Origin of the sequence: Paenibacillus sp. FSL R7-0179 (genome assembly GCF_038002265.1) — a bacterium.
GTDB lineage: Bacteria > Bacillota > Bacilli > Paenibacillales > Paenibacillaceae > Paenibacillus_AQ.
Genome location: NZ_JBBOCC010000002.1, coordinates 93,229 through 105,791, shown reverse-complemented (window position 1 = coordinate 105,791; position 12,563 = coordinate 93,229). Strand labels below are relative to the sequence as shown.

General features: G+C 55.7%; 13 protein-coding genes. 6 read left to right on the top strand and 7 right to left on the bottom strand.

Features of this window, described 5'->3' with window-relative positions; all coding sequences use genetic code 11:
• Positions 1-119: 119 nt before the first annotated feature.
• From MKX63_RS17275 to MKX63_RS17260, 4 genes are all read right to left on the bottom strand, one after another.
• On the bottom strand, positions 120-1,043 hold the full coding sequence (locus MKX63_RS17275) for an ADP-ribosylglycohydrolase family protein (protein ID WP_341018842.1): 924 nt from the start codon (positions 1,041-1,043) through the stop codon (positions 120-122).
• Between the two features lie 36 nt (positions 1,044-1,079).
• Positions 1,080-2,078 (bottom strand): Gfo/Idh/MocA family protein, encoded by a 999-nt coding sequence (locus tag MKX63_RS17270; RefSeq protein ID WP_341018840.1) that lies wholly within the window; start codon positions 2,076-2,078, stop codon positions 1,080-1,082.
• 112 nt (positions 2,079-2,190) lie between these two features.
• A complete protein-coding gene (locus MKX63_RS17265) occupies positions 2,191-2,550 on the bottom strand; it encodes a hypothetical protein (RefSeq protein WP_341018838.1) in 360 nt (119 codons plus the stop codon).
• Positions 2,551-2,583: 33 nt separating this feature from the next.
• Positions 2,584-3,297: a YceI family protein gene (locus tag MKX63_RS17260; protein WP_341018836.1), complete on the bottom strand. Its 714-nt coding sequence runs from the start codon at positions 3,295-3,297 to the stop codon at positions 2,584-2,586.
• A gap of 144 nt (positions 3,298-3,441) precedes the next feature.
• Between MKX63_RS17260 and MKX63_RS17255 the strand changes: the two genes are divergently transcribed.
• The 4 genes from MKX63_RS17255 (at position 3,442) to MKX63_RS17240 (ending at position 7,028) form a co-directional block, all read left to right on the top strand.
• Positions 3,442-4,122, top strand: a complete 681-nt coding sequence (locus MKX63_RS17255; RefSeq protein ID WP_341018834.1) for a response regulator transcription factor — start codon at positions 3,442-3,444, stop codon at positions 4,120-4,122.
• A complete protein-coding gene (locus tag MKX63_RS17250; protein WP_341018832.1) occupies positions 4,110-5,540 on the top strand; it encodes a HAMP domain-containing sensor histidine kinase in 1,431 nt (476 codons plus the stop codon). Before MKX63_RS17255 ends, MKX63_RS17250 begins: the two co-directional genes overlap by 13 nt.
• A gap of 79 nt (positions 5,541-5,619) precedes the next feature.
• Positions 5,620-6,135 carry a hypothetical protein gene (locus MKX63_RS17245; RefSeq protein WP_341018830.1) on the top strand — a complete coding sequence of 172 codons (516 nt, stop codon included), beginning with the start codon at positions 5,620-5,622 and terminating at the stop codon, positions 6,133-6,135.
• 155 nt (positions 6,136-6,290) lie between these two features.
• Positions 6,291-7,028: a hypothetical protein gene (locus tag MKX63_RS17240; RefSeq protein WP_341018828.1), complete on the top strand. Its 738-nt coding sequence runs from the start codon at positions 6,291-6,293 to the stop codon at positions 7,026-7,028.
• Positions 7,029-7,124: 96 nt separating this feature from the next.
• On the opposite strand, the gene MKX63_RS17235 is transcribed toward MKX63_RS17240, so the two are convergent.
• Complete coding sequence (locus tag MKX63_RS17235; protein ID WP_341018826.1) at positions 7,125-8,051, bottom strand: DUF6612 family protein; 927 nt, start codon at positions 8,049-8,051, stop codon at positions 7,125-7,127.
• Between the two features lie 213 nt (positions 8,052-8,264).
• On the opposite strand from MKX63_RS17235, the gene MKX63_RS17230 reads away from it, so the two are divergent.
• Entirely contained in the window at positions 8,265-9,722 is a 1,458-nt protein-coding gene (locus MKX63_RS17230; protein ID WP_341018824.1) for an amidase family protein, read from the top strand.
• A 40-nt stretch (positions 9,723-9,762) separates the two neighbouring features.
• On the opposite strand, the gene MKX63_RS17225 is transcribed toward MKX63_RS17230, so the two are convergent.
• The gene (locus tag MKX63_RS17225; protein WP_341018822.1) at positions 9,763-10,113 is read right to left on the bottom strand and encodes a YciI family protein; all 351 of its coding nucleotides are present in this window, start codon (positions 10,111-10,113) and stop codon (positions 9,763-9,765) included.
• The gene (locus MKX63_RS17220; protein ID WP_036731292.1) at positions 10,100-10,657 is read right to left on the bottom strand and encodes a DUF1273 domain-containing protein; all 558 of its coding nucleotides are present in this window, start codon (positions 10,655-10,657) and stop codon (positions 10,100-10,102) included. The genes MKX63_RS17225 and MKX63_RS17220 overlap by 14 nt, the downstream gene beginning before the upstream one ends.
• 238 nt (positions 10,658-10,895) lie before the next feature.
• Between MKX63_RS17220 and MKX63_RS17215 the strand changes: the two genes are divergently transcribed.
• Positions 10,896-12,542, top strand: coding sequence for a spore germination protein (locus MKX63_RS17215; RefSeq protein ID WP_341023073.1), 1,647 nt, complete (start codon positions 10,896-10,898; stop codon positions 12,540-12,542).
• Positions 12,543-12,563: the final 21 nt, after the last annotated feature.

The following is a 12,563-nucleotide window of genomic DNA, read 5'->3' as shown; positions in this document are numbered from 1 at the left end:
CAGGAAATACAATCAGCGACTTGCTTCGAACTTAACCTCATATTTGCGCATCACAAAAAGGCGGGGCGCACCGAAATGCATCCCGCCTCCTACATGCACCTTATCAATCCCGCTTACTGCTACTGCATCCGCTCCGTAAACAGCCGCCCCGCATAGCCGCTGATCAGCTCACGCATTGCCAGCTTACGGCTCCATTCGGCCGGAATGCCGCTGAGGCCATAGTACGCTCCGGCGATCTGGCCGTAGATGGCACCGGTGGTGTCGGCGTCATTGCCGAGATTGACGGCGAGCAGGGCGCCCTCTGCGAAGCTGTCCGACTTATGAAATGCCCATAACGCCGCTTCCAGCGACTCCACGACATAGCCCGAGCCTTGAATCTGCGGCGGCTCCTTCAGCTTGTAGGAGCCTTGCCTGATGTTCAGCATATGCGGCGTCAGCGTGTCTTCATCCAGCCATTCACGGAAGGCCTCCGGCGCCAGCATCTCCTGCTTGCTCCAGCCGTGCAGACCGGCGAGAATATACGCCGCGAGCAGGCGGCAGGCAGCAAGACACTCGGCGGCCCCGTGTGTGGTTCTTGAACTCATTGCTGCATAACGGATCGCCTCGGCGGGCTGCTCTGCGTAGTACATCACCACCGGAGCCAGACGCATAATCGACCCGTTGCCGGCAGAGAACGGGTCCGCTGATCCGCTGTAAGCCTCCCCGCTCGCTTCATACCGGTGCAGCGCCTCACGCGTCGCGTTGCCGATGTCGAAGCACCGGCCTGTACTGCTCAGCGCTCCCTCGCGGTACCACTTCACATAACGCTGCATCTGGTCCACCGGATCGAAGGTCTGCACCATCAGCAGGCTCTCCGCCAGACAGAGCGCCATCGAGGTATCGTCTGTCCACTGTCCAGGCTGCAGACCAAATACCCCGCCGCCGACCATATCCGTCATTGGCTTGAAGGTTCCGGGTGCCTGGAACTCTACAGTTGTGCCCAGCGCATCCCCGGCGGCCAGCCCTTGCAGGCAGCCCTGATAACGGTCCATCGTTAATGTCATTTGCTCTCTCCCTTCCCGGCAGCTTCCCGCTTGCCTTTATTCGCCGGGGTACTTCAGTTCCCACTGCGCCCGGACTTCATCCAGCAGCTTCATCAGGGCTATGGATTCATCCAGCGGCATCACCGGGCTCTCGGTCAGTCCGGCCTGAAGACAACGGCCTACCTCTTCCGCCTCGAAGCAGTATCCGACCGAGGTGCGGTCATCTTCAAACTTCTCCACCAATTCGCCGTTTACGTAGAGCTCGGCTGATTTTGGATTAACCAGGGTGCCATTGACCACGATACGGCCTTCCGTTCCATAGATATAAGCTTCATCATCCAGATTCAGGCGGATGCCGGCGTTGAGTGAAGCAGACACGCCATCCCCGTAGGACAGCAGCAGCGAGAAATGCTCGTCCACGCCAGTCTCTCCAATATGGACAGTACTGCTGACCTTCTCAGGATGGGGGCCGAGGACCATCGAGGTGAAGGACACCGGATAGATGCCGACATCCAGCAGCGCTCCGCCGCCAAGGGCCGGATTCAGCAGACGTCCTTCCGGGTTCCAGTCGGCGCGGAAGCCCAGGTCCGCCTTCACCAGCCGCACTTCACCAATTCTCCCGGCTACGAGCCACTCCCGCACCTTCACCTGCGCCGGGATATAACGACTCCACATCGCTTCCATCAGGAACAGCTTATGCTCGCGGGCATAGGCGACTACTTCCTCCAGCTCACCACTGTTCACGGTAAAAGGCTTCTCGCACAGCACGGCTTTACCTGCACGCAGGGCCAGTAGCGCGTTCTCCCGGTGGAACGGATGCGGTGTGCCGATATAAATGGCGTCCACATCAGGATCGTTCACAAGCTCTTCGTAGGTGGCGTATGCCACAGGAATGCCGTGATCGGCTGCGAATTTATCCGCGCTCTCCTGCGAGCGCGAGCCGACCGCATAAGCTACACCGTTGCCGGCATGGGCCAGATCCGTAGCGAACTGATGGGCGATCCAGCCAGTGCTGAGAATGCCCCATTTTACCTTGTAAGCGTTATCTTCTGCCATAGTCAAATCCTCCTCTTAATGAAGCTCAGGTCCCTCTGATTCTATCAAAATCTCCCTGTTGTGTACATGTTGGCCTCCCGCCGGGACCCTCAAGCTTCATACAGGCCGGTAATTACAGCCCGAACCAATAACGCAGACGCTCCTCCGAATAGCCATCCTCCCCGCGCCAGCCCATTGTAATCGGTTTTTCGATTACATTTCGGCCATACGCCCCGCGCCGGCCTAATCTAATCGGTTTTTCGATTACATTTTGGCTATACACCCCGCGCCAGCCTAATCTAATCGGTTTTTCGATTACATTTTGGCCATACGCCCCGCACCGGCCTAATGTGTTCGCTTTTCCACATACATTCCGCTCATACGCCCCGCACCGGCCTAATGTGTTCGCTTTTCCACATACATCCTCCACAGCCCCCGCCGCCGCAACAGCCCAACCTACCTCAAAAACCCTCCCCGCCAGCCGCGAATCCACGGCAAACGGGAAGGGGAATCTCCAAACCCTATATTATTTCTTAAGCACAAGCTCCAGGCGCACCTCAAGGTTGTTCTCGGTGCTGAGCACGATGGAGTGCGGATTGCTGAGGCCGAAATCCTCGAAGGTTACGGTAGTCGTACCCGACAGCTTAAGCTCTCCGCCGCTGTATGCGGCCTGTGAGTCGAACGTGACTTCCTTCTCAATGCCCTTCACGGTCAGCATCCCCTTAAGTTGTACCGGCACCGCTGTACCCTCTGTCCATTCCTTCGGCAGCTCCGAGAAGGACTTCACCTTGAAGGTGGCCTCCGGGAACTCTGCCACGGACAGGAAGTCCGATCCCTTAACATGCTCGTCCCGCTGGGCGGTTCCCGAATCAAGCGCGTTCATGTCTACCGACCCTTCGCCGGTCATCGCGGAGGCATCCTCCAGATTCACCTTCCAGGTTCCCTTAACGGAGGGGTCTACGAAGTTCACGGTTTCTTTGGATGTGGTCACAGACCAGTAGACCTTGGACGGCTCTGTAATGTTCCAGGTTCCGTTCAACTGCTCCGGCGTTACCGCAGCAGCGGCCGCAGCCGCGTTGGCTGTTCCTTCCTTCTGGGCTCCGCTGTCCTGAGCCTGCTCAGGTATCACCGATTCAATCTCCACCTTATTGCCAAGGCTGTTGTTCACTAAGATGAAAGCGGTGATGGCTCCTGCAATAATTACGATGGCTGCGGTTATAGCGACTGCTCTCTTCTTCATACGATCTCCTCCATTCCATTTTCTGTATCTCGCTTGTTCCAGCTGAATCTCATTCTACCAGAGCAATATGTCGGGAATAAGTCAAAGCGGGCAAGCCGGGAATATGATAGAATTGTCGTAATTTTAATTAAGGGACTGAAGCTTATGCAATCTATTCTGATCGTTGAGGATGAAGAAGCCATCGCGCGGGTGCTTAGTGCCTATCTGCGAAAAGCAGGCTTCCACGTCACCCGGGCAGCAGACGGCCGGAGTGCCCTGGACACCTTCGAGGAAACACCGCCCTCACTTGTCCTGCTCGATATCATGCTGCCGGAGATGGACGGCTTCGAGCTGCTGCAGCTCATCCGTGAGCGGAGCAGCTGTCCGGTCATCATGCTCACCGCCCGCGACGGCATCAATGACAGGCTCGCGGGACTGGACGGCGGAGCCGATGACTATATGTCCAAGCCCTTCATTCCCGAAGAAGTAGTCGCACGGGTCAAGGCGGTGCTGCGCCGTCCCTCGCAGTGGTCGGACGGCAGCCGCAAGCGCCATTTCGGCAGTCTGTTCATCGATTTCTCGGCGCGCAGCATCTTTCTGAATGGGGCTGAGGTCAGCCTCAGCCCGCGCGACATGTCGGTGCTGCTGTTCCTGGCCGAGCGCCCGAATCAGATCTGCACCCGCGACCAGCTGCTGGAGCATGTATGGGAGATGGACTACGATGGAAGCGACCGGGCCGTGGATCTCTCCATCAAGCGGCTCCGTCAGGCACTCTCGCACTGGCCGGAACATGAGGGCGAGATCCGTACACTGAGAGGAACAGGATATCAATTATGGACAACATAAATAAGAGTAAGAAGAAACGCAACAAGAAGAAGACCACCTCCATTCTCACTTACTGGACTCTGAGGTATCTGCTGATCATCAGCATCGGGCTGCTGCTGACAGCGCTGTTCACCTTATGGTGGATGCAGCAGGAGGCGATGAGCAACCGGATGCAGACGACCGGCCTGCTGGCGCAGGAGATCGCTGACCGGAGCGTGGATACAGACGGTCAATTAGCAATTACTCCGAATCTGAATAGGCTGGTAGAGGACCGCAAACGCTTCTTCAAGGTAACTGAGGAGATGTGCGTAATCATCACCGGACCTGAAGGCGAATTGTTATACTCCCAGCCTCCGATGACGGACGAGGAGATGCGGTACAAGCTCAATGATAGCCTGACCGATTCGCGGACGCCTGAATACAAGGCGGCTGCCGCACAGATCAAGGGCGACGAGGGCACGCTAGGGCAAGTGCTGGTTATGCAGTCCAAGCGCTCCCTGCGTCACATTCCGACGGAGGAGATCACCTTCTTCTCGGTCATTATCGTCTTCCTGATTATCTTAAGCTGGCTGACGATCTATCTGTTGTCAATCAAGCTGGCCAAACCGGTTCAGCGGGTGGCTGCCGCCGCTGCGCAGATCAGCAGCGGCCAGTATAATATCGTGCTTGAGACCGGGGCCAGAGAGCGAGAGATTCACGAGCTCCTCGTCTCCTTCCAGGAGATGGCGGGTAAGCTGCAGCAGTTCGAGCAGTCACGGGCCATCATGCTGGCCGGCGTGTCCCATGAGCTGAAGACCCCGGTCACCTCAATCAAAGGACTGCTTCATGCAGTACGCGAGGGCGTTGTCGAAGGCGAGGAGGCCAATGAATTCCTCGATATCGCTCTGCTTGAGACCGAACGGCTGCAGCATATGGTCGCTGATCTGCTGGACTATAATGCGCTGACCGCAAGCATGGTTGCCGTCCGTCATGATAACCTTGAAGCGGCTCCGCTGCTGGAGGAAATCCTCTATCAATGGATGCTGACCCAGAGCGAGGAGGTCAATAAGCCCATCCTGCTGCTGCCGGAGACCCCGCTTGTGCTGCGGGGAGACCCGCTTCGCATCCAGCAGATTATTGTGAATCTGCTGGGCAACAGCCTGCAGGCGAAGACGACGGACCGCAAGCTTCAATTGAAGCTTGAACTTACGTCTACGCCGCAGGGGCAGGCCGAAATCACCGTTACGGATAACGGGCCGGGCATCCATCCGGACAGCCGGGAACGGATCTTCGAAGCCTTCTACCGCAGCTCCGGCAAGCAGAGCCTGCTCCGCGGACTCGGGCTGGGCCTGACCTTCAGCAGACTGCTGGCCGAGGCCATGGGCGGCAGCCTGGAGCTGGGCAGCCACCCGCCGCAGGGCTGTACCTTCGTGCTGCGGCTCCCGCTGGCAGAGTCATGAGCCCGGGAAGCACGCCTGTAGTCCCGCGCCACACTGCGTGTTATAATCAACTGACTACAAGTGGAAACCGGAGGCGTATATGCTTACTTTTGAACAGAAAATAGCTATTCTTGATTCCTATCCCCAGCTGGAGGCGCGGAAGGTCTCGCTGGGACGGGTGAATTATCACCTGGAGCAGAGCCGCCATGACAAGAAGACTGTGGCTTCGCATATTCACCCGAACGGGAACGGCTTCGTCTATGCCGGGCTGCTGCGGGGCTATGAGACGGATGATAAGGGACTGGTCAACATCCGCGATTATTCGGAGGCTGCGCTGCGCGAGCTGCTGGATGCGTCCATCACCTCTCTCTTGATGTACATTCCCGAGGCTCCGGCCCCTTCCAAAAGAAAGAAAAAAGCGCAGACAGGCGGAGCAGAAGCGCAGTCGCTGTGGAAGAATGAGGATGGCCATACGCTGAACCTGAGATTCGAAGAGGATCTGTGGTATCTCTACGCCGGTCTCCAGCTTGAGATGGCCTTCGAGACGACGGGTGAAGCGGAGGAATATCTCGCAGAAGAGGGCTTTGTCCGGGTGGCGGACGAACCACTGGAATAGAATGGCCCCGGCCCGTAAATCGACGTATATCGACGATTTACGGGCTTTTTTGCATGAATTGCTGCATATTCCGGCAAATTTGTAGAATTTCCCGCTGAGGCCCCTTATACTATAGCCATTGGCATTTTCCATAAATTTCACAAGGAGGAATCACCATGAACAATCCGGAAGGCGGAACACCCTTCACGAATCCTGAGGGGCCAAACAACCAACCTGGGCAACCGCAGCCCCAGCGCAAGGTAACTGAGCAGTTCAACAACCTGCTCAAGGATGAACGTGTACAGCAGGCACAGGCGGTAGGCAAGCAGTATTGGAGCTTTTACCTGAGGGCCCTTACCCGCCCTTACAGTACAATGAGGGAAATTCCTGTAGCTCACTTCATGAACAGCCTGATCACTATGGGGCTTATGGCCTTGCTGACGGCCTTATATTTCCTCACCCTGTTCATCAAATGGGATGTCTCGGCCATCTTCGGCCCCGGCTTCCTGAAGCCGCTGCTAATGACGGCGGCAGGTCTTGCCATTGCTTGCGGAGCTACTTATGCCGTTCTCCGGCTGGAGAAGGTCAGCTTCGATTTTAAATTGCTGATTACCCGGATGGGGACGCTGCTTGTTCCGGCCGTGGCGCTGCTGGTGCTGGCGATTCTCACACTATTTGTCAGCCTGTACTCCTTCTCAACCACACTGGTGGCATTGTCCTTCCTGTTCGTCTTCATCAGCATGAATACGGCTTTGTTCCAACATCCGCTGAACAGCGGCGGCAGCCGGGGCATTGACACCTTATACCCGATTGCCATCGCCAACATTGTGACCGGATATATTTTCTACAAGCTGATCACCTCCGTCATTGCCGGTGCAGCCTTAGGAATGCTCAGTAACTCGTTCAAATTCTAAAATCACCCCTCAAACGTCAAAAACGGCGCTGCCGTCCTAATCAGGACAGCAGCGCCGTTTCCATATGTTACACTTCTATTCAGCCCGGTACGCTTGTTACGGAGTTGTAGGAGCTGCCGGAGCCGCTGGCATTTCAACTTCCTTCGCATCCAGCGCTTCCTGCGGAACCTTGATCTCATCAACCTTGTTGTGATCGCTGATGGTTCCCTTCATATCCATATCAATCGATATCGTCTGGTCATTGCTGGTCATATCCATGACCATGGTTACATCGGTACGGGTTGGGAAGTAGGTCTTCTTATCCACTGCGTAAGCGATGTTCATACTCTTGATATTCATCTGCTCCATCATGGCAGCCATCTGCTGGTCAGAGCTGCCGGTCTGGTTCATATAAGTCTTCGCCAGTTCCTTGACGTCATCTCCGGATACCTCAGCAGAGAGCAGATAACTATCGCCTTCCTCGGTAATTTTGGTCTTATCGGTGAGTGCCTTGAATTGTGCCAATTGCTTTTCAGGGTTAGCGGACTGCTGCATAGCAGTAAGGACTTGTTCACCCATCGTAGCAGGCAGCTTCATCCATTGCCCGTTCATCTGGGAATAGAAGCCGTCCTTAGTCACATATTGCTCAATCTTCTGGTCACCCTGAGCCGTTTTCATCTGCACCTCCTGATGCATCATCAGCGGCTCCTTAATGAACGTAGATTTCGTGGTCATATCAGTATCTTGCGCATTGTCCCCTTGTGCCGTCTTTACATTAATCTTCTGCTTCACCTGCATGTCAACTGCATAGCTCTTCAGATCACCAGATGCAGCAACCGATTTCTGAACCAATTCATCAACCGTTGGAACACCTTTTGATGTCTGTTCAGCAGGCGCTGCTGAAGCGGAAGCCTCCGGAGCCGCGTTTCCTGCAGGCGCAGCCGTTGCAGCCCCCTCCGAGGGCTTGAGTTCCTCATTATTGCCGCAGCCGGCCAAGGCAACAGTCAGCATAACACCCATAAAAATCGTAGTCCATTTCTTCAAGTTCAATTCCTCCTAATGATTTCAGCAAGTAGTATTGTTAAATCTTGTGATGTATTTAACCACAGGAGCCCCCCTTTTAATCAGCCGTTTAAAAGTTACATCCAAAGTCATGGTCGTCCCGCCCGTAAAACAACACTATGAAGACAGCCAAAACTATGCTTATATGATGGAGAATACTACTAAAATCCAAAAGGGAAAGAAGCGTGGACCCGCATGAGTTTTGAAATTGTAGAGGCTACCATAGCGGAGATTGGGGCTGCTCTGGATTCCGGAGAGACCACTTCCAGACAATTAGTCCTGATGTATCTGGAGCGCATTGCCGATCATGACAAAAGCGGCCTGACCGTCAATTCCGTGCTGGAAATTAATCCGGATGCGCTGTTCATCGCTGAATCCCTGGATGCTGAGCGTCTGGAGCAGGGGCCGCGCGGACCGCTGCACGGCATCCCCGTGCTATTGAAGGATAACATTAATACCGGGGATAACATGCATACCAGCGCAGGCTCACTCGCGTTGGCGGACTCTTTTGCAGGAGAGGATGCCTTCATCGTCAGCAGGCTGCGCGAGGCGGGAGCTATCATTATGGGCAAGGCCAATATGACAGAATTCGCCAACTTCATGACGAATGGCATGCCCTCCGGTTACAGCTCCCGGGGCGGGCAGGTGCTGAATCCCTACAACATCTCCACACCGACAGGCGGCTCCAGCGCCGGATCTGCGGTAGCGGTGGCCTGTAACTTCTGCACTGTCTCCGTTGGAACGGAAACCTCGGGTTCCATCCTCAATCCCGGCAATCTCGGATCTATTATCGGTATTAAGCCCACGGTGGGGCTAATCAGCCGCTCGGGTATTCTGCCGCTCTCCAGCACGCAGGATACTGCCGGGCCTATGGCACGAACGGTCCGGGATGCCGTCCTTCTGCTGAATGCCCTGCTCGGCCAGGATGCCGGCGATGCGGCCATGGGTACGAACAGAGGTAAGGTTCATGAGGATTATACGGTTTTCCTGGATGCAGACGGTCTGCGGGGAGCAAGAATCGGAATTCCGCGCGATTATTACTTCGAGGAGCTGACGGAGGAGCAGCTTGCGCTATTCAATGCCTCTGTAGAGAGAATGCGGGAGCTTGGAGCGACCATCATTGATCCGGCCGAGATTACAACAGCACGGGAGATCAGCTATTCATCCGTAGTGCTGAATGAATTCAAAACCTCGCTGAACGCCTACCTGGCCCGCCTGGGTCCGGGTGCACCGGTGCGCACCCTAAGGGATATTATTGATTTCAATCATGCCCATCCGGTCCAGACGCTGAAGTTCGGGCAAGCGACCCTGCTAGATGCTGAGCATACGACCTCCGGCACCTTCACTGAGCCGCAATATCTGCGTGACCGTATGACAGATCTCAGGCTCTGCAAGGAGCTGGGAATCGATGCTACCATGCGCGAGCATCAGCTTGACGCTCTGCTGTTCCCCGCTGACTTCGGCGCACGGATTACCTCAAGAGCGGGATATCCGTCCATCGTTGTGCCGTCAGGCTATACCTCAGCCGGAGTCCCCTTCGGCGTAACCTTCTCCGCCCGAGCCTATGAAGAACCGGTGCTTGTCAGACTGGCCTATGCTTATGAGCAGAACTATAAGGTACGCAAGCCGCCTTCACTCCGCAGCTTCATCTGATTCAACTTCACTCTATGCTCTATAATTCTTGATACAGTGCCTAATCTGCGGCTATGCCCATATGCCTGTTGCCTTCATGGGACAGGCCCCAGGTGCGCAGCTCGTAGCTGCGGATTCCTGAGGTGACATAAGGGTCCCGCTCTGCAATAGCAGCCGCTGCCTCACGGGAAGCTGCGCGGATAATCACCATCCCGCCGGGGCTGTCACTGAACGGTCCGCACAGCACCAGCTGTCCGCTTCTCTCCAGCTCCTGCAGATGCTTGACATGCGCCCGGATGATCTCCATATCCCTGCGGTCCTGCTCCGTGGGACTCAGCAGAATGACGTAACAGATATCCTCGGGATAAGCCGTCTTCTCATTCATGAACATCTCTCCTTCAATCATAGTCATGCCGGTTCTCTTCATCGGCAATGCTCTGAATCTCCTCGGCATGCATCAGATGCAGCTCATAATCGCCCTCGGCATGCAGCTTCACGACCCGCTCTTTCGTGAACTTCGCACTGCTCTCCGCTGCATCCTCGTCGTAGAACAACAGAATCCCGTCGCTTTTGCGCAGCAGCAGATCATCTCTGGCCTTGAACTGCCAGCTCCCGTCATAGGGGGCATTGCTAACGGCTCCGTAGTAATCGGCTCCGGCCACAATGCGGCGGTATTCATTCTGCTTCTCTTCCTTCCACTTCTCCTCCGGTGAGGCATGGGCTGTAATAATGCCCAGCTTCAGCCCGGGGTATTGCTGCTTCAGCTCCAGCACCACCTCGCAAGCCCACAGATCGACGCCATATTGCCCGGGAGTGATGACCCATTCGAGTCCCTCCTCCACCAGCGGAATGATCCGGTTCGCGAGTGCTTTTTTGATATAAGGAATGCCCTGATGCTTGCTGTCATAAATGCCGAGCTCATGGGCCCGGTAGCCTGTGACCAGTAAAGTCTTCATGTGCACGCCTCTCTCCTGACTGCTTCATTCCGAAATGTATGGAACAACCTGTACTCTATGCATTATATCTTATTTCGCACGGCAGGGCTGCCGGACCCGGGGAGCCTATAAGCCGGACCCGCTGTGCCAAATTTTTTTTCGGTAATTACGAGTAAATTTAGATAAAGTTTGGAAAACTGCATGAAGATGAAAGCTCATACTCCGTTATACCCAAATTCGAAAGCTGGGGATGATTACACTGTTCGGTATGATTCTATCCTATATACCCGGCTGGGCAATCTTCGCCCAGGCGGGTGTGGCTATGCTTGTTCCGCTGCTCTTGGCCTTTCTCTATAAATCGCTCTACAAGCTGGTAGGCAGCGGACGCGGCCAGATCGGGCACGGCGCAAGAACCCTTCCGCAGCAGCCACCGCTGGCTCCGGAGGAATCCTCCGCCCGGTTTACCGGTGATCTTAAGGCTGACCTGCAGGCGGTTAAATCCGGCATCGGCAACAACAGCGATGTCCATTTCAGAGCATTCACAAATGCGAACACTGGTGCACAAGGAGTCGTCATCCATGTCGACGGGATGCAGAGCGACCGGCTGCTCAGTATGGAAGTCATGCATTACCTGATGTATGAGATGCCTGCCGGTCCACAGTCTTCACTTGAACTGGCCGGGCTTCGCCTCCCCTTCAGCGAGCTTCGGGAAGAAGAGCATGTCAGGGACTTCAATAAGTCTGTCCTCTTCGGCCATGCGGCCCTACTGATCGAAGGGCTGCCCTGCGGGCTCCTGATCGAGATGCCCGGTGCTCCCAGCCGCCAGGCGGACGAGCCGGTCTCCGAAGCACTGCTCCGCGGCCCGAGACTGGGCTTCACGGAAGTGCTTAGCGAGAATACCTCTATTTTGCGCCGCCAGGGCCTCAGCGATCAGCTTGAGATGGTATCCTTCCGGGCAGGGACCGCTATTGAAAGGGAGATTGTTGTGGCCTACATGAAGGATATCGTGAACGCTGACCTGCTGGACGAGATCAAGAACCGGATCGGCAAGCTCGATATGGATTTCCTGGCCGAATCCGGTTATATTGAGCAGCTCATTGAGGATAATTATCTCAGTCCGTTCCAGCAGCTGCAGAACACCGAACGGCCGGACAGGGTCATCAGTGCCCTGCTGGAAGGGCGGGTAGCCATTATGCTGGATGGCACACCCTTTGTGCTAATCGCACCGGTGACCTTCAGCATGCTGCTGCAGTCGCCGGAAGACTACTATGAGCGCTGGCTGCCAGGCACTCTGCTGCGGCTACTGAGATTTCTCGCCTCCTTCCTTGCACTGATGGCTCCGGCGATGTACATCTCATTCATCTCCTTCCATCCGGGGCTGATTCCTACAGAGCTGGCGATCACGATTATTAAGACCCGGCAGGGTGTGCCCTTCCCTTCTCTGATAGAGGTGCTGATTCTGGAGGTCGCCATTGAGATTCTTAGGGAAGCGGGCATCCGGCTGCCGAAGCCGATCGGTCCGGCGATGGGCATCGTCGGCGGTCTGATCATCGGTGATGCAGCGGTCCAGGCCGGGATCGTCAGTCCGTTCCTGGTCATTACGGTCGCCGTAACCGCCATCTCCTCCTTCTCCATTCCCATGTACAGTGCCGGAATCACCCTGCGGATGCTGCGCTTCGCAGGCATGCTGTTCGCCTCGGTGCTCGGAATGTACGGGACCATTCTGTTCTTCCTGCTGATCTGCTGCCACCTGACCAAGCTCAAGAGCTTCGGAGTGCCTTATCTGACCCCGCTCTCCCCGTTCCGGCTCAATGACTGGAAGGATCTGTTCCTGCGCGCTCCGATGGCACTGATGAAGCGCAGACCGAAAATGATGAAGACCAAACAGAGTAAACGAAGATCATAACCGCACCTGGTATAAGGAGGA

Bases quoted from the DNA above. Each gene is read 5' to 3' on its own strand.
- MKX63_RS17275 (WP_341018842.1), bottom strand. From the start codon at position 1,043: ATGACATTAACGATGGACCGTTATCAGGGCTGCCTGCAAGGGCTGGCC.
- MKX63_RS17270 (WP_341018840.1), bottom strand. From the start codon at position 2,078: ATGGCAGAAGATAACGCTTACAAGGTAAAATGGGGCATTCTCAGCACT.
- MKX63_RS17260 (WP_341018836.1), bottom strand. From the start codon at position 3,297: ATGAAGAAGAGAGCAGTCGCTATAACCGCAGCCATCGTAATTATTGCA.
- MKX63_RS17255 (WP_341018834.1), top strand. From the start codon at position 3,442: ATGCAATCTATTCTGATCGTTGAGGATGAAGAAGCCATCGCGCGGGTG.
- MKX63_RS17250 (WP_341018832.1), top strand. From the start codon at position 4,110: ATGGACAACATAAATAAGAGTAAGAAGAAACGCAACAAGAAGAAGACC.
- MKX63_RS17245 (WP_341018830.1), top strand. From the start codon at position 5,620: ATGCTTACTTTTGAACAGAAAATAGCTATTCTTGATTCCTATCCCCAG.
- MKX63_RS17240 (WP_341018828.1), top strand. From the start codon at position 6,291: ATGAACAATCCGGAAGGCGGAACACCCTTCACGAATCCTGAGGGGCCA.
- MKX63_RS17230 (WP_341018824.1), top strand. From the start codon at position 8,265: ATGAGTTTTGAAATTGTAGAGGCTACCATAGCGGAGATTGGGGCTGCT.
- MKX63_RS17225 (WP_341018822.1), bottom strand. From the start codon at position 10,113: ATGACTATGATTGAAGGAGAGATGTTCATGAATGAGAAGACGGCTTAT.
- MKX63_RS17220 (WP_036731292.1), bottom strand. From the start codon at position 10,657: ATGAAGACTTTACTGGTCACAGGCTACCGGGCCCATGAGCTCGGCATT.